The following is a 21,787-nucleotide window of genomic DNA, read 5'->3' as shown; positions in this document are numbered from 1 at the left end:
AGATCATTTTAGTTGACATGATAATCGCAATATTTAAACTGGCAACAACTTTTTCAACTGGAGAGTCTCCGTGAGCCAATTAAAACAGTGGACAATAAAACGAGCTAATGAACTGTTTTCAATGCCTTTTTTTGAATTGTTATTTCAGGCACAGCAAATTCATCGCCAACATTTCGACCCCCAGCAAGTGCAAGTCAGTACTTTGCTATCGATTAAAACTGGGGCTTGCCCAGAAGATTGTAAGTATTGTGCGCAAAGCGCGCGCTATAAAACAGGACTAGAAACTGAAAAACTAATGGAAGTTCAGCAAGTTCTGGAGTCTGCGAAAAAAGCTAAGCAAGCAGGTTCAACTCGTTTTTGTATGGGCGCGGCATGGCGGAATCCGAAAGAACGCGATATGCCTTATCTTGAAATGATGGTAAAAGAAGTGAAGTCATTAGGGATGGAAACCTGTATGACTTTAGGGATGATTGATAATTCTCAAGCTCAACGCTTAGCAGAAGCCGGGTTAGATTATTATAATCATAACCTTGATACCTCTCCTGAATACTATGGCAATATTATTACGACTCGCAGTTATCAAGACCGCTTAAATACACTCGAAAATGTCCGAGACGCAGGGATCAAAGTCTGCTCTGGTGGGATTTTAGGCTTAGGCGAAAAAGTCAGTGACCGAGCGGCCTTATTGGTGCAACTGGCAAATTTACCTAAACCGCCAGAAAGTGTGCCGATCAACATGTTGATGAAGGTTGAAGGAACCCCGATGGCAGATAACGAAGATGTCGATGCGTTTGATTTTATTCGTACTATTGCCGTTGCACGTATCATGATGCCAATGTCATACGTTAGGCTGTCGGCAGGCCGTGAATACATGAATGAGCAAACTCAGGCATTATGTTTTATGGCCGGTGCGAACTCAGTATTCTATGGGTGTAAATTATTAACGACGCCAAATCCTGATGAAAACAAAGATTTAGCACTATTTAGAAAACTGGATATTAACCCTGAGCGAATTGAAACTGACGAAGGGGATAACCATCAAGCCGCTAAGTTAGCTGAAACGTTGTTAACCGCCGATAACCCTCAATTTTATAACGCAGCAGTATAATGACTTGGCAATCATTTATACAAAACCAGATAGAGCAGCGTAAGCAGGCGTCTATCTGGCGTCAACGTCAGTGCATTGATCATGCGAATGGTAGGTCTCTTTATTTTTCCGGAAAAGAATATCTCAACTTTTCATCCAATGACTATTTGGGGTTATCTCACCATCCCCAAGTGGTTGCCGCTTGGCAACGTGGTGCCGATGAATATGGCGTGGGGAGTGGGGGATCGGGACATATCACAGGGTTCACCAAAGCGCATGATAAATTAGAGCAAGCGCTCGCTGGTTGGCTAGGCTACCCAAAAGCCTTATTGTTTATTTCTGGATTTGCTGCGAACCATGCGGTGATCACCGCATTAATGACGGAAAAAGATCGTATCTTAGCGGATAAGCTCAGCCATGCATCGATCATGGAAGCCTCGATTCATTCGGGGGCTCAATTAAGGCGCTTTCAGCATAATAATCCATTATCATTCGAAAACTTAATCCACAAGCCTATTTCGGGAAAAACGCTTGTCGTCACAGAAGGCGTTTTTAGTATGGATGGTGATAGTGCTCCTCTTCAACAATTGCAGGAAATCGCTAGAAATCAGCATGCTTGGCTGATGGTTGATGATGCACACGGTATTGGTGTTATCGGAGAACAAGGCCGTGGTAGTTGCTTCGCGAATGGGGTTAAACCTGAAATTTTAGTCGTGACATTTGGTAAAGCGTTTGGTTTAAGTGGCGCAGCGGTATTGTGTGATGAGCCAACGGCTGAATTTTTTGTCCAATCCGCACGCCATTTAATTTATAGCACTTCAATGCCTCCGGCTCAGGCTGTCGCGCTTCTATCGGCAGTTGAGCAAATTCAGCTCGCAGATCAAGCACGAGAAGACCTTAACCAACATATTGCGTATTTTAGAAATAATGCTGATTTTAATGGCATGCAGCTGGCTAATTCAATGACGGCTATTCAACCATTAATTATCGGGGAAAACCAAGCTAGCCAACAGTTAGCCAATTTCTTACGCAAAAAAAATATTTGGGTGCAAGCGATCAGGCCGCCAACGGTTCCGCCTGGGAGTGCTAGGTTACGAGTCACATTAAGCGCTGCGCATCAACGTCAAGATATCGATCAATTATTGGAGGCTTTACATGACTTTATCGCTCAGTCGTGAAAAGCATAAAATTGCAGCGGCATTTGGCCGTGCGGCTAAAAGTTATGACTCAGTGGCAAGTTATCAACGATCAACAGGAACACAACTGCTTGGTCAACTGACTTCAGTCTTAAACAGTTCAGAACTCACAGCACCATTACATATTTTAGATGCAGGGTGCGGTACGGGGTATTTTAGCCATAAACTGAAAAATCAAGGACATCACATCACGGCTTTAGATCTTTCTGCTGGTATGCTCGAAATGGCGCAAACGAAAGCTGTGGCTGATCATTATTTATGTGCTGACATAGAATCCATTCCGTTAGATTCACAAACCTTTGATGTGGTTTTTTCCAATTTATCGGTCCAATGGTGCCAAGATCTCAGCAAAGCATTAAGTGAATTATATCGAGTGACAAAACCGGGGGGAGTTGTGGTGTTCACCACACTTGCAGAGCATTCTCTCGCAGAATTATCTTCAGCTTGGCATTCACTTGATGGCTATTCACATGTGAATTCCTTTCTCAGTGTTCAGCAGATACAAAATAGTTGTCAGTCATGGAGACATAAACTTATTTTTCAGAAGGATACCGTCTATTTTCCTGAATTAATAGCGTTGCTTCATTCATTGAAAGGCATTGGGGCGACACATTTGACTGCTGGGCGTAAAGCAGGGTTAATGACCCGCCAGCATTTGCAGCAACTTGCTTTGCTCTATCCAATGACAGAGCAAGGCTTACCTCTAACTTATCATACGGTGTTTGGAGTGATTTACCGTGACTAAAATGTATTTTGTAACAGGAACGGATACAGAAGTAGGGAAAACCGTTGTAAGTTGTGCTTTATTGCAAGCTGCAGGTTATCAAGGTTTGAATACGGTGGGCTATAAGCCTGTCGCATCTGGGAGTGAGCTCACGGCGGATGGCCTACGTAATAGCGATGCGTTGTTATTACAAGCCAATAGTCGAGTAAAATTACCCTATGAGGCGATTAATCCTATTGTATTTGAAGCGCCAACTTCACCGCACATTATCAGTGAGAAATTAAACCAACCAATTGAATTTTCAGTGATAAATAAAGGGTTGGCTTATTTGAAGTCCCAAGCGGATTGGTTATTAGTCGAGGGGGCTGGTGGATGGTATACTCCGTTATCTGTAGAAAAAACTTATGCAGATTGGGTGATTGAACAGCAACTCCCCGTTATTTTAGTCGTTGGTGTTAAGTTAGGCTGTATAAACCATGCATTGTTAACCATGGAATCTATCGAAGCTGCAGGTTTACCCGTAGCCGGCTGGGTTGCCAATGAAGTTGAACCCGCAGGTATTTTCCAAGAGCAATATTTGTCAACACTTAACCGAATGATCAAAGCACCTTGTTTAGGGGTGATCCCACACCAAAAAACACTCAACGGTAAATTAGGAAGCTATTTGGATCTTTCTTTATTAACTATTTGATTATATAAAAATATCAATACTTTTCCCCAAGCCACACTCAATGCTTGGGGCTGATCAATTGTTAAATAGGGAGCCGATCTTTTTTAACGTTCTCAACAAAAATACTGTCAAGTATTTCAGTAAAAATACCACTCAGATCTTAATAAAAAATATAAAATCTGTTTTTCATAGCAGTTACTACTTAAAAATTTTTTCATTAAACTGCCATCTTTTTGTCATTTTGCCTCCATTGAGCAAATCTTAGAGATCCTGTGAATCCATGAGCTCTAAGGGCTTCAAGAGTTATCCACCATTTCTGTGGATAACCTTGTGTATTAACGTTATAAAACAAGTTCTACGCTAGGTGACAAGCGGCTTTGGGTTTATTTGATGTGATTCTGGACTTTAAATTAATCTATAATAAATACAAATGGTTAAATAAAATCAAGCCTTCAATTTGTATTTGAGGTATGGCATAAAAATGCAATAGCATAAAATATAAAGTTTCAAAAAGGTCAAGTACTTTTTTGGGGATAACATTTTTATAAACATATCAGAGCGGAGATTAACAGAAAATTTAGCTTCAATACTTGAAGCTGGTTTTTTATCCAGTATCATATTGGAAGAAACTTGTTAAGGGGCGTTAATATGAGTAAGGATTTTAAGCTGTATTCTGATTTTCAGCCGGGAGGGGACCAACCCGAAGCCATCCATAGATTAAGGGAAGGGCTACAAGATGGACTTGCTCATCAAACTCTATTAGGCGTAACGGGGTCCGGTAAAACGTTCACTATTGCCAACGTCATTGCGCAAGAGAACCGGCCCACCATGCTAATGGCGCATAATAAAACCTTAGCGGCACAGCTTTATAGTGAAATGAAAGCCTTCTTCCCAGATAACGCTGTGGAATATTTCGTTTCTTACTATGACTATTATCAGCCTGAAGCTTACGTCCCAAGCTCAGATACTTTCATTGAAAAAGACGCCTCTGTAAACGAACATATTGAGCAAATGCGTCTATCTGCGACTAAGGCCTTACTCGAACGCCGCGATGTGATTGTGGTGGCTTCTGTGTCGGCTATTTACGGTTTGGGTGACCCTGACAGCTACTTAAAAATGATGTTGCACCTAACGGATGGCATGATCATCGACCAACGCTCAATTTTAAGGCGTTTAGCGGACTTGCAATATACGCGGAATGACCAAGCTTTTACGCGGGGAACTTTCCGTGTCCGTGGTGAGGTTATCGACATTTTTCCTGCGGAATCAGACGAGTATGCCTTACGGGTTGAGCTATTTGATGACGAAGTTGAACGGTTGTCATTATTTGACCCATTGACAGGTCAAATACAACATCGTGTTCCTCGCTTTACTGTTTATCCAAAAACGCACTATGTCACCCCGAGAGAACGTATCCTTGAAGCAATGGAACAAATTAAGGTTGAATTAGCGGATAGGCGAAAAGTATTACTGGAAAACAATAAACTACTTGAAGAACAGCGTATTACCCAACGAACACAATTCGACTTAGAAATGATGAATGAGCTCGGTTATTGTTCAGGTATTGAAAACTATTCGCGCTACTTATCGGGTCGTGCGCCCGGTGAACCACCTCCGACATTATTCGATTACTTGCCTGCAGATGGCTTGCTAGTGGTTGATGAGTCTCACGTTACCATCCCACAAATAGGCGCGATGTACAAAGGGGACCGCTCAAGAAAAGAGACCTTAGTTGAATATGGTTTTCGTCTTCCTTCTGCATTAGATAACCGGCCAATGCGTTTTGAAGAATTTGAAGCTTTAGCGCCGCAAACTATTTATGTTTCAGCAACACCGGGTAACTATGAGCTTGATAAATCAGGCAATGAGGTGATTGAGCAAGTTGTTAGGCCTACAGGCCTACTTGACCCGATAATTGAAGTTCGCCCAGTTTCTACCCAAGTAGATGATTTACTGTCTGAAATTCGTATACGTGTGCAGAAAAATGAACGTGTGTTAGTCACCACATTAACTAAACGTATGGCCGAGGATTTAACGGAATATCTCGAAGAACACGGGGAGCGAGTTCGTTATCTTCACTCAGATATCGATACAGTCGAGCGAGTGGAAATTATTCGCGACTTGCGGCTTGGTGAGTTTGATGTGCTGGTTGGGATCAACTTATTAAGAGAAGGCTTGGATATGCCAGAGGTATCTCTGGTGGCTATTTTAGACGCGGACAAAGAAGGTTTCTTGCGTTCGGAACGTTCGCTTATTCAAACCATAGGGCGTGCGGCTCGTAACTTAAATGGTAAGGCAATCCTCTATGGAGACAGGATCACCAACTCCATGCAAAAAGCGATTGCAGAAACAGAGCGTCGCCGTGCTAAACAAATGGCGTTCAACGAAGAACATGGCATCGTTCCACAAGGGTTGAATAAGAAAATCGGTGATATCCTGCAAATTGGCCACAAAGTGGGTGGCAAAGGAAAAAGCCGCACGAAAGACAATACCAAAAATAATAATTCGGTTGATATTCAATCAATGTCAACAAAAGAGTTGGAGCAACGGATTTCGCAACTTGAAGCGCAAATGTATAAGCATGCTCAAGATCTTGAATTTGAAGCGGCTGCGCGAGTCAGAGACGAATTGCAGGAGATACGCTCCCAGTTTATCGCTAATTCCTAATTTCCTTCATACTTCGCGTTGTGGGGGGGTTGGCTGCGTTTAGTCACTCGGGTCACATATTTATGTATGCTCCCCGAGCTGCCTTCACTTGCCGCCTACCCACAACGCAAAGTATTTTGAAAATAGATTTTGTGGAAATACGGGAAACAAAGGGCTAATTTTAGGGAAGGTTTTCCGCTGCGGGTATTCAGCAGCGGAATAGGAAAAATTATAGCAAGTTGATGGTTTCTTCGATGGCTTGTAGTAACAGCTTTCTATCATGGCGATATGGAATATCGTCAGCTTCGAGTACCCGTTGGATTATTTTGCGGTCAGGGCTGATATTATTGGTTTGTGTGCGTGGGCCAAGGATTAACGCATCAATTTTTTGGCAGCCAATATACTGTTCCATCATTTTTAGTTTGTCAGGTAAAGACAGGTTTGCAGCAGGGGAGCTAATTTCTTTCGCTAAATTGCCAATATAAATCATCGGGGCTTTACATTCGCGTAGTGCAGCCGCAATTTCATCCAAAAGTAATAATGGCATTAAACTAGTAAAAAAACTGCCAGGGCCGATAATAATTAAGTCTGCTTGGTGGATAGCCTGCAAGGCTTCTTTAGTTGCCTTGACTGTTGGATACAAACGTAACTCTTGTGGGATTTCATGTAAGGCATCAACATTCACCTCACCGTACACTTCATTACCCATTTCATCGATAGCCATTAAATCAACAGGGGATTCCGACATCGGGATCAACTGCGCATCAACTTTTAGCATATTACGGATAAGATTTATGGCTTCTAACGGACGAACACTTAGGTGGTCTAATGATTTTAACATTAAATTACCTAAATTATGGCCTGAAAGTTCACCATTACCGCTGAAACGGTATTCAAACATCGCAGAAGCAATGGATGGTTCAGTAATTAGCTGATTTAAACAGTTACGCATATCTCCCCAAGCGATCCCGCCTTCAGAGCGACGAATACGACCAGTCGAGCCCCCATTGTCGGTTGTGGTGACAATACCCGTTAAACGAGAACCTAAAGAAGAAAGTGAAGACATCACGCGACCAAGCCCATGGCCGCCACCTAGAGCGACAACATGTTTGAGATCCGCCAGACTACAATTCGGCATAGTGTTCCTATATCAGTTAATTTTCAGTACTTATAAAAGCAAGTAAACCAGCGAGTTACGAAATACGTTTTTTATGCTAAAGCCCGTTTTATGGCGACTAAAATAAATTGGGCGTTAATCTACCATAAAACATCATTCTTAGCTTAAGTACCGTGACAAAAAACAATAAAAGAGACGATTCTGTATTGGTGTGTACTTCCAAGGTATCCTCATCTGTCGCCTAATCACAACTTGCAACGCAAATTATTTAGAGTTTTGGTTAATGAATTCTGTGCTTCACTGTTTATTTTAATTGATATGCCAATTATTCAATTTGAAATATCGGTTTTGATAAGCGTTAAGTGCTGATATTTATAACGTAAACAATTAGATGGGGAGCTTGCTTCCCTTTTTAGATCTATATCAATAAATGTTTAATTAAATAGTTAGAGATGTTAATCAATTGGTATGAAATTATACGGTTTGAAACCACTCAAAATGGAAAATTGTCATTGATAATAATAGCTTCGGTGATTCAACTATGTCTTTTGTAAGTCGTTGTATATAATGATATATATCGAATTGCAATTCGCTTTTTCAATTTCTATCGGCTAGAATCCTTACATAAATTAAGTGAACAGAGTGACGCATTTTACAGTTTAAAATCAGTGACTCGGTTCCAAATAAAACTCCTAGCCTTTGCGTCTAAGTTTGAACGACTGAATATGATGCACTGGCCGTGGCCTAGAGCCACCAGGGTGCAAGATAGAAATGTCTGCATCTCCCGTACTTGGAAAGGTGTGATTATGCAGCAACTTGTCGATCAATTTGACCGGAAATTTTATTATCTTCGGCTTTCTATAACAGATGTTTGCAACTTTCGTTGCACATACTGCCTACCCGATGGCTACAAGCCAAGCGGTCGCCATGAATTCTTAACATTAGATGAAATTCGTCGTATCAGTACGGCATTTGCAGAATTAGGCACAGAAAAAGTGCGTATTACGGGCGGTGAGCCGACTATGCGCAAAGATTTCAGTGATATTATTGCTGCCATCAATGAAAATGAATCAATCAAAAAAATAGCCGTAACAACCAACGGCTACCGTATGGCGCGAGATGTGCATGAATGGAAAGCCGCAGGGTTGAACGCGATCAATGTGAGCGTTGACAGCTTAGATCCACGCCAATTTGCGGCCATCACAGGGCAAGATAAATTCTTTCAGGTGATGAAAGGCATTGATGCCGCCTTTGAAGCAGGCTTCGAAAAAGTAAAAGTCAATGCAGTGCTCATGAAAAATGTCAATGATATTGCGTTGAAGTCATTCCTAAATTGGATCAAGCACCGACCAATTCAATTACGTTTTATTGAACTCATGGAAACCGGTGATGGAAGTGATATCTTCCAACGCTTTCATATTTCAGGCGAAACTATTCGCGAACGTTTAATCGAAGAAGGCTGGTATATGCTTCCTCGTTCTCGTAGTGATGGGCCAGCTCAAGTCTTTAGTCATCCAGATTACCAAGGCGAAATTGGGCTTATCATGCCTTACGAAAAAGATTTTTGCCAAAGCTGTAACCGCTTACGTGTTTCCTCACTAGGAAATCTCCATTTATGTTTATTTGGTGAAAATGGTATTCCACTTCGTGATTTATTGGGCGCAGATGACCAAAACGAAGCGTTAAAAGCGCGTATTCAACGGGGCTTACACCATAAACGAGAAACCCATTTTCTGCATATGGGCGATAGCGGAATTACACCAAATTTATCCGTAATCGGCGGTTAACTCTTTTTTATTTCAGGAGAAAATATGTCCCAACTGACTCACCTCAATGCGTCGGGCGAGGCGCATATGGTTGATGTTTCAGCCAAAGCTGAAACTATCCGTGAAGCTCGCGCAGAAGCTTATGTCACCATGAACCCAGCAACCTTAACGATGATTGTCGATGGTAGCCATCATAAAGGGGATGTGTTCGCCACGGCACGTATTGCGGGTATTCAAGCGGCAAAAAACACTTGGCAGCTTATCCCATTATGCCACCCATTGTTGTTAACCAAAGTTGAAGTGACCTTGAAAGCGGAACCTGAACATAACCGCGTCCGTATTGAAACTTGTTGCCGGTTAACAGGGAAAACAGGGGTAGAAATGGAAGCGTTAACAGCCGCATCCGTTGCTGCGTTAACGATTTATGACATGTGTAAAGCCGTGCAAAAAGATATGGTGATTGGCCCTGTTCGTTTATTAGAGAAAACAGGCGGCAAATCTGGACATTTTAAGGTGGAATAATGATCACAGTATTATTTTTTGCTCAGGTACGTGAGCTAGTTGGAACGGAACGTTTAGAACTTACAGACTCGTACCAAAAAGTGGAAGACTTGCGCCAAGCACTTTCACAAAAAGGGGATCGTTGGGCGTTGGCACTTGAAGATGGCAAATTACTTGCCGCTGTTAATCAATCATTTGTTTCACTAGACCACCCTCTCTCAGAAGGGGACGAAGTGGCATTTTTCCCACCTGTCACTGGGGGGTAATATGGAAAACACCCATATTGCAGTACAAACTGAAAATTTTAGTGTTGGTGAGCAATATCAATGGCTTGCACAGTGTGATAGTGATGGCGCAGTGGTGACTTTTACGGGGAAAGTGCGTAACCATAATTTAGGTGACAGCGTTGCGGCATTAACACTCGAACACTACCCAGGAATGACTGAAAAAGCGTTAGCGAATATAGTCATAGAAGCAAAAGAGCGTTGGCCATTGCAGAGAGTTAGTGTGATCCACCGCATTGGCACCTTACAACCCGGCGAAGAAATTGTTTTTGTTGGGGTCACAAGTGCTCATCGTAATGCTGCATTTCAAGCGGCTGAATTTATTATGGATTACTTAAAGACCAAAGCCCCATTTTGGAAAAAAGAAACCTTACCTGAAAATGAACGTTGGGTGGAAGCGAAAGAAACCGACGAGGCGTCTGCAAACCGCTGGTAATCGCATTTTTTCCGCTAAAAAATACGAATTTGCTGAATGGTATTGTCAAAAGAATGTGTTAGACTTTGGTTAATTTCTCCGATTGCAGTATTTTTACTGGGTCGATTTTTCTTTTAGCGAAAGGGTAACCATCATGGGTCAGTTTGATCAACGTAATGATTCTCTTGTCCAGGGTGCCAATACTGGCGTTCAGGCATTTATGTCGCAAGTATACGGCTGGATGACAGTCGGTCTACTGCTGACAGCTTTTGTGGCATGGTATTCTGTAAGCAGTGGTTTGTACTACACCATTGCAACCAATAAGATTCTCTTTTTTGGAATGATTATTGCTGAACTTGGTTTAGTGATGGGCATTTCATTCCTGCTGCAAAAAATTAGTGGCATGGCAGCAACGGGCATGTTTATGCTCTATTCATTGCTCACCGGCTTAACGATTTCAGTTATTCTTGCCGCATATACTGGTGAGTCCGTTGCGGGCACATTTGTCATTACTGCGGTAATGTTTGGTGCATTAAGTTTCTACGGCTATACCACTAAACGTAGCTTAACAGGTATGGGTAACTTCCTGTTTATGGCGCTGATTGGTATTGTTGTCGCTTCTTTGGTTAACATCTGGCTGCAAAGCACCATGATGTATTGGGTGATCACTTACGGTGGTGTTTTACTGTTTGCTGCTTTAACTGCTTATGACACTCAAAAACTGAAAGAAATGGGTTCACAAATTGATGAAGACGACAGAGAAACAATGCGTAAATACTCTATTATGGGTGCATTATCTCTGTATTTAGACTTCATTAACCTGTTCTTAATGTTGCTGCGTATCTTTGGTGACCGTCGCTAATTTGAGTGGTTTTCCTCATTACTCAGTGAAATGAGGGGATAGAAGTCGTTAAAATTGAAAACCCTTGTTACTTTGGTAACAAGGGTTTTTTGATCTAAATACTATCGTAAAATATGATTTGAATATTATTAACTTGTTTGTGATTCAAGGCGTTAATGATAGTTCTAATGCTTTTAATTGTATTTTCAAAGTGTAATATTATTTTTTTTGATCACGCTATTTTCTTCCTAAATAAGTAATAGGCCACTGAACTGGTGATTATCGCAATGATGAATAATGGCCATAAACTATGGAAGATAACTGAAAAATCAGCATTTTTTAGGTATATCTGTTTGGTGATTTCAGTGAAATGACGAATTGGGTTAATCCAAGTGATTTGTTGTAGCCAAATTGGCATGTTTTCGACTGGGGAAATATAACCTGATAGCAGCACTGCTGGCATCATAAATACAAATACCCCAATGAACGCTTGTTGCTGAGTTGAACACAGTGCTGAAATAAGTAAACCAAACCCTACCAAGGACAACCCATAGAATAACATCGTGGCATAAAAGAGGAGTAGGGAGCCAGCAAAAGGAATTTGATAGCAAAAGATCCCAATAACTAGGACCAAACTTGCCTGTGCAGTCGCTACTATCAATGCAGGCACCGCCTTACCAATAAATATTTGCCAAGTGGTAAGGGGAGAAACGAGCAATTGGTCCAGGGTGCCTTGTTCTCTTTCCCTTGCGATAGAAAGAGATGTCACAATCAGTACCCCGATCGTAGTTATTAAAGCTACTAATGAAGGCACAATAAACCATTTATAATCTAAATTGGGGTTGTACCAATTACGAACGATTAATTCACTGTTGTTCGGCAGAGTCTGTGATTGCGTTAGCTCATGTTGGTATTGAGTGACAATTTGTGCAACATAATTTGCTGCAATTTGCGCACTATTTGAATTACGTCCATCAAGGAGTAACAGCATATTAGCGTTATGGTGGCTTGCAATATCAGCACTAAAGTTTTGCCCAAAACGGACAACCAGCAGAGCCTTACGGTTATCAAGCGTTTCACGAATTTCATGTTCATTCTTCAATAATAAAACTTGAGAAAACGCACTGGCTTTGGCGAGACGTTGAGTCAACTCGATAGAATGTTCACCACTGTCTTGGTCAAAAATTGCAATGGTGGTGTTAGTGACCTCAAGAGTGGCAGCCAGAGGAAATAAAATCATCTGAAATATCACGGGTAAAATCAAAATAGCCCGTGTTTGTGGTTCTTGAAGTAATGATTGAAGCTCTTTCATAATTAAGGTGTATAGGCGATAAAACATAACTTCACCTCAATCCAAACGACGGCGAGTTTTTAGCGCCGTCAGTCCAATAAATAGTATTGCAGAAGCGATGAGTAGCAGGAAATCTATCAATAAAACAATATAGATATCACCTGCAAGAAAGAGAGTTTGTAAACTGCTGACAAAGTACCGGGCAGGGATAAAATAAGTCACAGCTTGAATAATGGCTGGCATACTATCAATTTCAAAAATAAAGCCAGATAACATAATAGCAGGTAAGAAGGCGGCATTCAGAGCAACCATCGCTGCATTAAATTGGTTACGAGTAATTGTTGAAATCAATAACCCCATCCCTAATGCCGTTGCCAAATAAAGACTGGTAATGACAAATAATACTAATAGAGAGCCGCGATAAGGTACTCCTAAGACAAAAGTGGTGACAAACATGCATAATACCATCACAAAAGTACCAAGCACTTGGTAAGGCAATAATTTTGAAAGTAATAACTCAGTTTTAGTGATTTGGGTTGAAAGCAATGCTTCCATCGTGCCACGTTCCCATTCTCTTGCAATAACTAAAGAGGTCAAAATAGCACCAACTACGGTAATAATGATGCTAATTGCTCCTGGAATAATAAAATGCTGACTAATTGCCGCTTCATTAAACCAATAGCGCATATTAAGTTCAATTAGTGGGTCTGTTGGGTAGCCTTTATTTTCCCCTTGCTGCACCAGCCACGTTTGCCACACACCTTGAGTATAAGCTTGCACAAAGTTAGCCGTATTCGGTTCGCTGCCATCAGTAATGACTTGAATTGCGGCATGACCTTGTTTTTGCAGCAATTGGGCTGAAAAATTTACAGGAATGACGATAATGCCGCGAATTTCACCCGCTTGCATTTTATCGATTAATAAATGGCGGTTATTACTAATAGTCGCATCGATAAATGGCGAACCAGTGAAGGTATCAACCAATTCACGAGCTTGCGAACTTTGTTGCTCAAGTAAAATACCGACACGTAATTTACTTGAGTCTAAATTGATACCATAACCAAAAATAAATAGTAACATCAATGGAATAAGCACAGCTATAAGAGCGCTGCTAGGATCCCGCACAATTTGTTTACTTTCTTTCCAGCATAGTGCTTTAAGCCTACGCCATGAAAAATGAGAAGCGGTGTGAGTCATAGTGCCTCCTGTTGCTTATCATAATTCATGATTAGCTCGATGAATGCATCTTCCATGGATGGGTCAGGGTTTTCAGCACTTGCGACTTGCTGTTTCAGTTCATCAGGGGTTCCTGCCGCAATAATTTTTCCATGGTAAACCAGCCCGATACGGTCACAATACTCTGCCTCATCCATAAAGTGAGTCGTGACCATAACGGTAACACCTTTATCAACCATTCCATTGATATGTAACCAAAATTCTCTACGAGTTAGTGGGTCAACACCTGAGGTTGGCTCATCTAAAAATAAGATATCAGGCTCATGCATTAATGAGCAGGCGAGGGCTAAACGCTGCTTATACCCCAGAGGGAGGGATTCAGTCACCTGATTGATAATCGGTTTGAAATTAAAGGCCTCAACCATTTCTTGGATTTTTTTGGTTTGTTGTTGATGATGTAAACCATAAACACCCGAAAAGAATTTCAGGTTTTGCCCCACTTTTAGGTTACCGTACAGCGAGAACTTTTGTGCCATATAGCCAAGGTGCTGCCTGACTTTGTTTGAACTCGTTTTTAAATCCATTCCAAGAACGAGTGCTTGCCCATCTGTTGGCTTCATTAACGCACACATCATTTTAAAAGTTGTCGATTTTCCCGCACCATTTGGCCCCAATAAACCAAAAATTTCTCCTCGTTTAACTTGGAAATTTACGGTATCAGTTGCCGCAAATTGGCCAAATTTTTTGGTTAAATTACGCGCTTCTATGACGGTTTCTTCAGGATTAGGTGGAATTTGCGGTACGATAGCGGCTAATTCCGAACGATGAGATGGGCCCCCGCCTAATAAGTCAATAAACGCATCTTCAAAACGTGGCTGTGCTTCAATGAGTTTTCCATCTGCCATATTTAATGCAGTTAATAAATTTGTCTGTGATGCATTAGGCTTCAAAATTAAGCGAATATAGCGGCCTTGGATTACACCATCGGTAGTTTCTGGTAATACGAGTGCGTTTTGTAATACAGTACGTTTTTGTGTGGCTGGTACATCAAGTAAAAACGAGCGTCCCGCCATTTTTTCAGTTAATAACTCGGGCTTGCCTGCATAAAGCTGTTTGCCTTTATTTAATAGCAGCACATTTTTACATTGCTGAGCTTCATCTAAATAGGAAGTACTCCAAAGAATGAGCATTCCATCATCGGCAAGAGTATGAACCATTTGCCATAGTTCTCGTCGAGCGATGGGGTCAACACCAACACCGGGTTCGTCGAGTAAAAGGACCTTGGGTTTTCCTAATAATGTACAGGCTAACCCGAGTTTTTGCTTCATCCCCCCCGATAATTTACCGGCTAGCCTATTGGTAAAAGGGGCTAGGCTGGTGAAAGAAAGCAGTTGCTGATAGGTTTTTTGGCGTTCTTCGCCGAGTACGCCACGCAAATCTGCGTACAAATTTAAATTTTCTTGTACGGTCAGGTCTTCATATAAACCAAATTTTTGGGGCATATAACCAAGGCCAGCTCGCATAGCAATGCTGTCGTCGATAGGGTCGAGCCCCATCACGCTAATTTTCCCTGCATCTGGTTTTAATAGTCCTGCAATCATGCGCATTAAAGTTGTTTTTCCTGCACCATCAGGGCCGACAAGGCCTGTTACAGAGCCCCCATGAATATCGATTGTTAAGCTTTCAACGGCTGGAGTATCCAGGCCAACAAATGTTTTCTCGACATTGGATAGGCGGATACTGTAATCATCACTCATAGCAAACTCTTACTGTTTATTATCAGTAAATTGAATAGTTACAGGCATACCTTGGCGTAAAGCATCATCTGCATCATTGACGACGATACGTAGTCGATAGACTAAATCGGTTCGTAAATCCGGTGTTTGTACGCTTTTAGGGGTAAACTCGGCGGTAGGGGAAACAAACCCGATGGTACCATGGTAAGGCTGATTTGGGCGGCTATCCGTATACAGCAAGACTTCTCTACCGGGGATGGCATCACCGAGGTGTGGTTCGCTAACATAAGCTCTGACCCAAACAGGATTTGTTAAAGTGACGCTAAATACGGTATTACCTGCACCGATGATTGTGCCAGGTTCGATTGCTCGGGTTAAAATAGTCCCAGAGGAAGGTGCAGTTAAAACGGTGTCTTGTAAGTCGAGTTCAGCTTGAGCGACAGCCGCTTCGGCTTGTAACCATTCGCCTCGAGCGGCAGCTATCTCTTCTTGGCGAAAACCGCTTTGGTATTGATTTAATTTATCTTGTGCCGCTTGAAGGGCGGCAAATGCTTGGTTTCGATTGTTCTTCGCGTTATCTAAATCATTAGCTGAAATAACGCGGGAGGCAGCAAGCCCTTGCTGACGTTTATAGAAGTTATCTGCATATTGCCAAGCCGCTTGTTTTTGAGCCACTTCAGCTTCAACTTGTGCAACCTCTTGAGTACGGTAACCACTTTCTTTTAAAGCAAGTTGGGCTTTGGCGCTGTCACGCACCCCTTTGGCTTTATTTAACGCGTTAATGTAGGGGGCATCATCCAGTAGGCCAAGTTGCTCGCCTGCAATAATTTTTGCACCTTCATCAACGCTTAGGGATTTGAGCTTACCTGACACTCGAAAACCAAGATTTACCGTTCGGACATCAACATTGCCGTAGAGTGTTAATATTTTGTCTTGCTGTGATTGATAGTAGTAATAACCACCAATTGCAGCACCGATTAATATGAGAATAATGAAAACAACAACAGAACGGTTTTTATTGCTCATAGCTAACCTTACTTAAAGAATCAACGATATGAAAACAAACTTTGTTGTTAGAGGCCGCTGTTTTTAATGGAGAAATGTGGCACCAGCTGCAATAAAATCACCAGCCTCTAGTTATTATCAATGTGAATGAATCACTTTAATTATTTTATCATATCACTTTTCATATTGTTTGCGATGGCGTAAGCCTGCTAATAATATATTTGTATGTTCAATAAGAACTTGATTAATAATTTTAAATTCATTTTCATTGATATGTTTCCAACCCGTTTGGCGTAACAAAGTTTCTCGAGCAATTCGAAATGAAAGTGTTTCGCCAAGGATTGCGTGTGTGTGGATTAGCGTTGTTAAATGATTGGGGTCAGCACCAATGTAAATCGCAATCAAGCGGTTTAGGCGCGAATGTATTGGGCCTAAAGCCTGTTCATGGATTACCGTATAGGCTTCGGTCGGGTTGAGTTGTTCACGTGCTAATATCCGAGAAAAACTTAAATTTTTCTTTTCCAACTGAAAATGATTATAGGCAATGACTGTTTTTTGTAGTAAATCAAGTGCATCATCAGTTACTTGTACTGACAAAGGTTGATTTAGAAAGTTGTCAATTGCTTGAAAAACATCATGGAAATCGTCCCGAATAGTTTTTGCGATAAGCTGAGCTACCGCTAAGTAAAGACCTTCTTTTGAGCCAAAATAATAAGAAATTGCGGCAATATTTTGCCCTGATGCCTGTGCGATCTTGCGTGTAGTAGCGCCATCAAGCCCTTGTTCTCCATATACATCAGCAGCAGTGAGAAGCAATTGCATTTTCGCATTTTCTCCTCGCAACGTTGACGATGAACCTGTATTCATAACCATTCCTTTAAAAATTCAGAATTAAATAACACCTAATTAGCTCTTAATGGCTTTTCATTTTTATAAAAAGTAAAAAACGACATCTCATAGTACAATGTAAGTATATATACTATGTGGGTCGGATTTTATATTAATTTATTAACCAAACTAAATTAATATATTTATCATCTGTAAATAATGTTAGAATTTTACACAGTGTCGCACGGCAGTTTGCGCTTTATCTTCTGACTCACTTCCCCCATAACTGCCACATTCAATTTGAAGCGGTGAAGCCCGGAGTAATTTAATTTGACTACTTTTTCAGACCTCGCGTTAAACGAGGAAATTTTGCTTGCCATTAATGAATTAGGTTATGAAAGCCCTACGCCTATTCAACAACAAGCTATCCCAGCCGTGCTTGCAGGAAATGACCTTTTAGCTAGCGCCCAAACTGGTACAGGTAAAACAGCGGGTTTTACATTGCCAATTTTACAGAAGCTTATTACAACTCCTCGAGCAGGAAAGGATCGCAAGCCTATTCGTACGTTAATTTTGACGCCAACAAGGGAGCTTGCAGCGCAAGTTGCTGAAAATGTAAAAGAATATAGCCGTCACCTGCGTATTCGTTCTTTTGTCGTCTTTGGTGGGGTAAGTATTAACCCACAAATGATGAAGTTACGTGGCGGGGTTGATATCTTAATTGCAACTCCGGGGCGCTTATTAGATTTAGAACACCAAAATGCAGTAGATCTTTCCCAAGTCGAAGTTTTTGTTCTGGATGAAGCTGACCGTATGTTAGATATGGGGTTCATTCATGATATTCGTAGGGTGATTAATAAATTACCTAAAAAACGTCAAAACTTATTGTTCTCAGCGACGTTTTCTGACGAAATCAAACAATTGGCGAATAAATTACTCAATAACCCTGTAACTATTGAGGTTGCTCCGCGAAACTCAGCTTCTGAGCAAGTGACTCAATATGTTCATCTGGTTGATAAAAAACGAAAAGCGGAATTACTTTCGTTTATGATTGGCCGTGAAAACTGGCAACAAGTTCTTGTTTTTACACGTACAAAACATGGTGCAAACCGTCTCGCTGAGCATTTAAATAAAGATGGTGTCAAAGCTGCTGCTATCCATGGTAACAAGAGCCAAGGGGCTCGTACTCGTGCATTAGCTGATTTTAAATCTGGGGATATTCGTGTGTTAGTGGCAACGGATATTGCAGCTCGTGGCCTTGATATTGAACAGCTTCCTTATGTGGTGAATTTTGAGCTTCCTAATGTTGCAGAAGACTATGTTCACCGTATCGGTCGTACAGGTCGTGCAGAAGCAACTGGGATGGCAGTTTCCTTAGTATGCATCGATGAGGCTAAGTTACTCAAGGATATTGAAAAATTATTGAAAAAATCTATTCCATTGATGGCGATCGAAGGCTATGAGCCCGACCCCTCCATAAAGGCGGAGCCTATTCAAAAAACACCACAACGCAATGAACGTCGTTCAGGTGATAGAAACCAAGGTAAACCACCACGTCGCAGTAATTCGCCATCGTCAAAGCCTAGTTCAGGGAAGGGGGCAAGTTCCCCATGGAAAAACGCCCAGAAAAAAGTCAAACAAGGGCGAAGTGACAGCTAATCTTCCATAAAGCTTGTAGCTCTTTTTAATGTTAATGGCATTAACTGGAGCTACCTGTGAAACTATTTCAAGCCTGTCACTGGTCACCCCCATCTTAGAATTTTCCTGCTCATCTATTTAATAAACGGTATGATAAGCAGGTGTTATTACGTTTTTTGTGAGCCATTTATGCGCGTTTTATTAGCTCCTATGGAAGGAGTTTTAGACCCTTTAGTACGTTGTCTATTAAGCGAAGTTAATGACTATGACCTGTGCATAACAGAGTTTGTTCGCGTGGTTGATACCCTTTTACCGGCAAAAACTTTTTACCGTTTATGCCCTGAACTAAAACATGGCAGTCGTACCCCTTCAGGGACATTAGTTCGCGTGCAGTTATTAGGGCAACACCCTCAGTGGTTGGCAGAGAACGCAAACCGAGCGGTCGAGTTAGGATCTTGGGGGGTTGATTTAAATTGCGGGTGTCCATCAAAAACAGTTAATGGCCACGGTGGTGGTGCGACGTTATTGAAGCAACCTGATTTGATTTATCAAGCTGCGAAATCAATGCGTGAAGCAGTTCCAAAAGAATTACCTATTTCGGTTAAGGTTCGTTTGGGGTGGGACAGTTCTGAATTTGCTTATGAAATTGCAGATGCGGTTCAACAGGCGGGGGCAACAGAACTTACTGTCCATGGTAGAACCAAAGAAGACGGTTATAAAGCAGAGAGTATTAATTGGTCTGCCATTGGAGAGATCCGCCGTAAATTATCGATCCCAGTGATTGCTAATGGTGAAATTTGGGACTATGCAAGTGCACAGCGCTGCCTTGAAATCACAGGTTGTGATGCCGTGATGATTGGTCGTGGAGCACTAAACACCCCAAACTTAAGCCGTGTGGTCAAATTTAATGAATCTAAAATGCCTTGGGAGCAAGTTGGCAGGTTGTTATTAAAGTATACAGAACTTGAAAAACAAGGGGATACCGGCCATTACCATGCAGCTCGGATTAAGCAATGGCTAGGCTATTTACGTAAAGAATATCATCAAGCAGATGAACTTTTTTCTCAGGTTAGGTCGTTAAAAAATGCCCAACAGATTGCGCAAGTGATAACTGAAATTGTGAGCAATTAGTTATGAATAATGTTGATTGGCAAAATTTTATAGTTGCGAAATTAACTTATAGGGTCTTTACTTAATTGGTAGGAGAGCGATTTAATTTATTTAAAGCTCTACTATTATATGAGAACATTTTGACATTATAGTGAAATTACCTAGTCTGGGAGGCGTAAGATGGGTGTAATTGCTTGGATTATTTTTGGTCTAATTGCAGGTGTTTTAGCTAAGTGGCTGATGCCAGGTACTTATCACATGGGGTTCATTATGACCACCGTGCTGGGGATCGTTGGTGCCGTTGTGGGTGGTTACATCAGTACTTTCTTTGGTAAAGGAAAAGTTGATGGTTTCAACTTTGGGAGTTTTGTTGTCGCGGTTATCGGTGCGATTGTCGTACTGTTCTTAGCCGGGATATTTGCCAAATAACCATTTCCTCTACTTGGTAAATCTTCATTCTATAAGCCACTTAAATATCAAGTGGCTTATATTTTTATGGAAGAAGAGGATTACGACTCGATTGGCAGGCCGTTATCTTGCCCCCATTGGGCCCATGAACCATCATACAAACGCACGTTTTGGTTACCTAATAATGTTAATGCCATTAATACCACAGCTGCGGTCATTCCTGAACCACAGGTCATCACTGAAGGTGCATGGATATCGACACCTTGTTTAGTAAAAATAGCTTTAAGTTGCTCCGGTGATTTGAATTCACCCTTTTCAACGAGAAGATCCCATGGGACGTTTTTGCTCCCAGGAATATGCCCCATACGTAGACCCGGACGTGGTTCTGGCGCTTGAGCAAGAAAGCGTGGTTCTGCACGAGCATCAATAATTTGAATTTTTCCTTGACTTACAATATCAAGCATTTGCTCTTGATTCAGTGCGTTACTGTCTTTACGTGTGGCATGGAATTGCTTCGCAGCTGGCGGAGTAACTTCCCCGGACTGAACATCAAACCCTGCTGCTTTCCAAGCATCGATGCCACCGGCTAAAATTTTAACGTTTTTGCAGCCCATAGTCGTGAAAGTCCACCACGCTCTTGGGGATGAAAATAAGTTATTCTGCGAATAAATAATAACTTGGGTGTCATTACCTATGCCCATGGCACTAATTGCTTGGCTAAAAATATCGGCACTTGGCAGCATATGGGGTAAATCACAGCTTTTGTCTGCAATTTCATCTTGATGAAAGAACTGAGCGTTAGGAATATGTTCTTCTAAATATTGTTGGCGGCAATCATAAGGTGCGGTCGGTGGCGGAGAAGATGCATCGAGTACAATGATGTTATCATTAAATAGATGTAAATTTAACCATTGTGGGGTTACGAAATAATCGTTGTACATAAGCTATCTCCATCCTGGGCTGATAAATTATTTTAAAATTACTGAATTTGATTGGGGGCTGGCAGTGCTGAAGGGGATTGCGGTTGCCCTTGCTCAAGCGGTGTGGTTGAACGTGTATAAATGTTCATACCCGCTAAAACAATACCGCCTACAGAACCAAAAGCGCATAATGCGCAAAGTGCGATAACAACCTTTTTCATTTTCTATAGCCTGCCTAGTGATAAAAATCCAAATGATATAAGAACTCAAAGTATAACCGGATGAGTGTTGCAAACAAGTTAAAAGCTATTATTTCTGTTGCAGAATGGGCGTTTTGCAAAAAGCTTCCCAATTTTTATGTATAATGGGTATTAATACAGTAGTTTTGCGAAGCGGTTGGCAAAAGCGTTTTTTACATATTCCGTATT

Annotated in this window: 21 protein-coding genes and 1 riboswitch; of the genes, 13 read left to right on the top strand and 8 right to left on the bottom strand. The window is 41.5% G+C overall.

The window, feature by feature from the left end:
- Nucleotides 1-70: 70 nt before the first annotated feature.
- The 5 genes from bioB to uvrB all read left to right on the top strand — a co-directional run bounded on the left by bioB (nt 71) and on the right by uvrB (nt 6,344).
- Nucleotides 71-1,108, top strand: coding sequence for a biotin synthase BioB (bioB, locus tag M1F26_RS13605; protein ID WP_140170864.1), 1,038 nt, complete (start codon nt 71-73; stop codon nt 1,106-1,108).
- Complete coding sequence (gene bioF, locus M1F26_RS13600; protein WP_140170863.1) at nt 1,108-2,265, top strand: 8-amino-7-oxononanoate synthase; 1,158 nt, start codon at nt 1,108-1,110, stop codon at nt 2,263-2,265. The genes bioB and bioF overlap by 1 nt, the downstream gene beginning before the upstream one ends.
- On the top strand, nt 2,243-3,028 hold the full coding sequence (gene bioC / locus M1F26_RS13595; RefSeq protein ID WP_140170862.1) for a malonyl-ACP O-methyltransferase BioC: 786 nt from the start codon (nt 2,243-2,245) through the stop codon (nt 3,026-3,028). The genes bioF and bioC overlap by 23 nt, the downstream gene beginning before the upstream one ends.
- Nucleotides 3,021-3,698, top strand: coding sequence for a dethiobiotin synthase (gene bioD, locus M1F26_RS13590; RefSeq protein WP_004256682.1), 678 nt, complete (start codon nt 3,021-3,023; stop codon nt 3,696-3,698). The genes bioC and bioD overlap by 8 nt, the downstream gene beginning before the upstream one ends.
- A gap of 627 nt (nt 3,699-4,325) precedes the next feature.
- Nucleotides 4,326-6,344 carry an excinuclease ABC subunit UvrB gene (uvrB, locus tag M1F26_RS13585; RefSeq protein ID WP_140170861.1) on the top strand — a complete coding sequence of 673 codons (2,019 nt, stop codon included), beginning with the start codon at nt 4,326-4,328 and terminating at the stop codon, nt 6,342-6,344.
- 208 nt (nt 6,345-6,552) lie between these two features.
- On the opposite strand, the gene M1F26_RS13580 is transcribed toward uvrB, so the two are convergent.
- Entirely contained in the window at nt 6,553-7,461 is a 909-nt protein-coding gene (locus M1F26_RS13580) for a gluconeogenesis factor YvcK family protein (RefSeq protein ID WP_140170860.1), read from the bottom strand.
- 656 nt (nt 7,462-8,117) lie between these two features.
- Nucleotides 8,118-8,257: riboswitch (molybdenum cofactor riboswitch) on the top strand.
- Here M1F26_RS13580 and moaA point away from each other — a divergent pair.
- From moaA to M1F26_RS13555, 5 genes are all read left to right on the top strand, one after another.
- Nucleotides 8,247-9,227, top strand: coding sequence for a GTP 3',8-cyclase MoaA (gene moaA / locus M1F26_RS13575; RefSeq protein ID WP_094962423.1), 981 nt, complete (start codon nt 8,247-8,249; stop codon nt 9,225-9,227). (Overlaps the previous riboswitch by 11 nt.)
- A 24-nt stretch (nt 9,228-9,251) precedes the next feature.
- Nucleotides 9,252-9,728 carry a cyclic pyranopterin monophosphate synthase MoaC gene (gene moaC / locus M1F26_RS13570; RefSeq protein ID WP_140170859.1) on the top strand — a complete coding sequence of 159 codons (477 nt, stop codon included), beginning with the start codon at nt 9,252-9,254 and terminating at the stop codon, nt 9,726-9,728.
- On the top strand, nt 9,728-9,973 hold the full coding sequence (gene moaD, locus M1F26_RS13565; RefSeq protein ID WP_004256672.1) for a molybdopterin synthase sulfur carrier subunit: 246 nt from the start codon (nt 9,728-9,730) through the stop codon (nt 9,971-9,973). The genes moaC and moaD overlap by 1 nt, the downstream gene beginning before the upstream one ends.
- A gap of 1 nt (nt 9,974) precedes the next feature.
- On the top strand, nt 9,975-10,427 hold the full coding sequence (gene moaE, locus M1F26_RS13560) for a molybdopterin synthase catalytic subunit MoaE (RefSeq protein WP_004256668.1): 453 nt from the start codon (nt 9,975-9,977) through the stop codon (nt 10,425-10,427).
- A gap of 133 nt (nt 10,428-10,560) precedes the next feature.
- Nucleotides 10,561-11,268, top strand: a complete 708-nt coding sequence (locus M1F26_RS13555) for a Bax inhibitor-1/YccA family protein (RefSeq protein ID WP_004256664.1) — start codon at nt 10,561-10,563, stop codon at nt 11,266-11,268.
- A gap of 211 nt (nt 11,269-11,479) precedes the next feature.
- On the opposite strand, the gene M1F26_RS13550 is transcribed toward M1F26_RS13555, so the two are convergent.
- From M1F26_RS13550 to cecR, 5 genes are all read right to left on the bottom strand, one after another.
- On the bottom strand, nt 11,480-12,586 hold the full coding sequence (locus M1F26_RS13550) for an ABC transporter permease (protein ID WP_094962425.1): 1,107 nt from the start codon (nt 12,584-12,586) through the stop codon (nt 11,480-11,482).
- A 9-nt stretch (nt 12,587-12,595) separates the two neighbouring features.
- The gene (locus tag M1F26_RS13545; RefSeq protein WP_004256657.1) at nt 12,596-13,735 is read right to left on the bottom strand and encodes an ABC transporter permease; all 1,140 of its coding nucleotides are present in this window, start codon (nt 13,733-13,735) and stop codon (nt 12,596-12,598) included.
- Nucleotides 13,732-15,471 carry an ATP-binding cassette domain-containing protein gene (locus tag M1F26_RS13540; protein ID WP_004256654.1) on the bottom strand — a complete coding sequence of 580 codons (1,740 nt, stop codon included), beginning with the start codon at nt 15,469-15,471 and terminating at the stop codon, nt 13,732-13,734. Before M1F26_RS13540 ends, M1F26_RS13545 begins: the two co-directional genes overlap by 4 nt.
- A gap of 9 nt (nt 15,472-15,480) precedes the next feature.
- Nucleotides 15,481-16,476: a secretion protein HlyD gene (hlyD, locus tag M1F26_RS13535; RefSeq protein ID WP_136135082.1), complete on the bottom strand. Its 996-nt coding sequence runs from the start codon at nt 16,474-16,476 to the stop codon at nt 15,481-15,483.
- 153 nt (nt 16,477-16,629) lie between these two features.
- Nucleotides 16,630-17,328, bottom strand: coding sequence for a transcriptional regulator CecR (gene cecR, locus M1F26_RS13530; RefSeq protein ID WP_004256610.1), 699 nt, complete (start codon nt 17,326-17,328; stop codon nt 16,630-16,632).
- A 285-nt stretch (nt 17,329-17,613) separates the two neighbouring features.
- Between cecR and rhlE the strand changes: the two genes are divergently transcribed.
- The 3 genes from rhlE (at nt 17,614) to M1F26_RS13515 (ending at nt 20,460) form a co-directional block, all read left to right on the top strand.
- A complete protein-coding gene (rhlE, locus tag M1F26_RS13525) occupies nt 17,614-18,942 on the top strand; it encodes an ATP-dependent RNA helicase RhlE (RefSeq protein ID WP_140170858.1) in 1,329 nt (442 codons plus the stop codon).
- Nucleotides 18,943-19,110: 168 nt separating this feature from the next.
- The gene (dusC, locus tag M1F26_RS13520; RefSeq protein WP_096864122.1) at nt 19,111-20,052 is read left to right on the top strand and encodes a tRNA dihydrouridine(16) synthase DusC; all 942 of its coding nucleotides are present in this window, start codon (nt 19,111-19,113) and stop codon (nt 20,050-20,052) included.
- Between the two features lie 159 nt (nt 20,053-20,211).
- A complete protein-coding gene (locus tag M1F26_RS13515; RefSeq protein WP_004256598.1) occupies nt 20,212-20,460 on the top strand; it encodes a GlsB/YeaQ/YmgE family stress response membrane protein in 249 nt (82 codons plus the stop codon).
- An 80-nt stretch (nt 20,461-20,540) separates the two neighbouring features.
- Here M1F26_RS13515 and sseA read toward each other — a convergent pair whose 3' ends face one another.
- Together sseA and M1F26_RS13505 are read right to left on the bottom strand one after the other, a co-directional pair.
- On the bottom strand, nt 20,541-21,380 hold the full coding sequence (gene sseA, locus M1F26_RS13510; protein WP_140170857.1) for a 3-mercaptopyruvate sulfurtransferase: 840 nt from the start codon (nt 21,378-21,380) through the stop codon (nt 20,541-20,543).
- A gap of 38 nt (nt 21,381-21,418) precedes the next feature.
- On the bottom strand, nt 21,419-21,580 hold the full coding sequence (locus tag M1F26_RS13505; RefSeq protein WP_004256593.1) for a hypothetical protein: 162 nt from the start codon (nt 21,578-21,580) through the stop codon (nt 21,419-21,421).
- Between the last annotated feature and the right edge of the window lie 207 nt (nt 21,581-21,787).

The organism is Providencia sp. PROV048 (assembly GCF_033688165.1).
Classification (GTDB): Bacteria; Pseudomonadota; Gammaproteobacteria; order Enterobacterales; family Enterobacteriaceae; genus Providencia; species Providencia hangzhouensis.
Note: the sequence above shows the minus strand (reverse complement) of the source record. Positions and strands in the feature narration are given on the sequence as shown.

Bases quoted from the DNA above. Each gene is read 5' to 3' on its own strand.
- M1F26_RS13545 (WP_004256657.1), bottom strand. From the start codon at position 13,735: ATGACTCACACCGCTTCTCATTTTTCATGGCGTAGGCTTAAAGCACTA.
- moaC (WP_140170859.1), top strand. From the start codon at position 9,252: ATGTCCCAACTGACTCACCTCAATGCGTCGGGCGAGGCGCATATGGTT.
- hlyD (WP_136135082.1), bottom strand. From the start codon at position 16,476: ATGAGCAATAAAAACCGTTCTGTTGTTGTTTTCATTATTCTCATATTA.
- uvrB (WP_140170861.1), top strand. From the start codon at position 4,326: ATGAGTAAGGATTTTAAGCTGTATTCTGATTTTCAGCCGGGAGGGGAC.
- M1F26_RS13505 (WP_004256593.1), bottom strand. From the start codon at position 21,580: ATGAAAAAGGTTGTTATCGCACTTTGCGCATTATGCGCTTTTGGTTCT.
- bioF (WP_140170863.1), top strand. From the start codon at position 1,108: ATGACTTGGCAATCATTTATACAAAACCAGATAGAGCAGCGTAAGCAG.
- moaD (WP_004256672.1), top strand. From the start codon at position 9,728: ATGATCACAGTATTATTTTTTGCTCAGGTACGTGAGCTAGTTGGAACG.
- M1F26_RS13515 (WP_004256598.1), top strand. From the start codon at position 20,212: ATGGGTGTAATTGCTTGGATTATTTTTGGTCTAATTGCAGGTGTTTTA.
- cecR (WP_004256610.1), bottom strand. From the start codon at position 17,328: ATGGTTATGAATACAGGTTCATCGTCAACGTTGCGAGGAGAAAATGCG.
- M1F26_RS13580 (WP_140170860.1), bottom strand. From the start codon at position 7,461: ATGCCGAATTGTAGTCTGGCGGATCTCAAACATGTTGTCGCTCTAGGT.
- moaE (WP_004256668.1), top strand. From the start codon at position 9,975: ATGGAAAACACCCATATTGCAGTACAAACTGAAAATTTTAGTGTTGGT.
- sseA (WP_140170857.1), bottom strand. From the start codon at position 21,380: ATGTACAACGATTATTTCGTAACCCCACAATGGTTAAATTTACATCTA.
- bioC (WP_140170862.1), top strand. From the start codon at position 2,243: ATGACTTTATCGCTCAGTCGTGAAAAGCATAAAATTGCAGCGGCATTT.
- moaA (WP_094962423.1), top strand. From the start codon at position 8,247: ATGCAGCAACTTGTCGATCAATTTGACCGGAAATTTTATTATCTTCGG.
- M1F26_RS13550 (WP_094962425.1), bottom strand. From the start codon at position 12,586: ATGTTTTATCGCCTATACACCTTAATTATGAAAGAGCTTCAATCATTA.
- M1F26_RS13555 (WP_004256664.1), top strand. From the start codon at position 10,561: ATGGGTCAGTTTGATCAACGTAATGATTCTCTTGTCCAGGGTGCCAAT.
- dusC (WP_096864122.1), top strand. From the start codon at position 19,111: ATGCGCGTTTTATTAGCTCCTATGGAAGGAGTTTTAGACCCTTTAGTA.
- M1F26_RS13540 (WP_004256654.1), bottom strand. From the start codon at position 15,471: ATGAGTGATGATTACAGTATCCGCCTATCCAATGTCGAGAAAACATTT.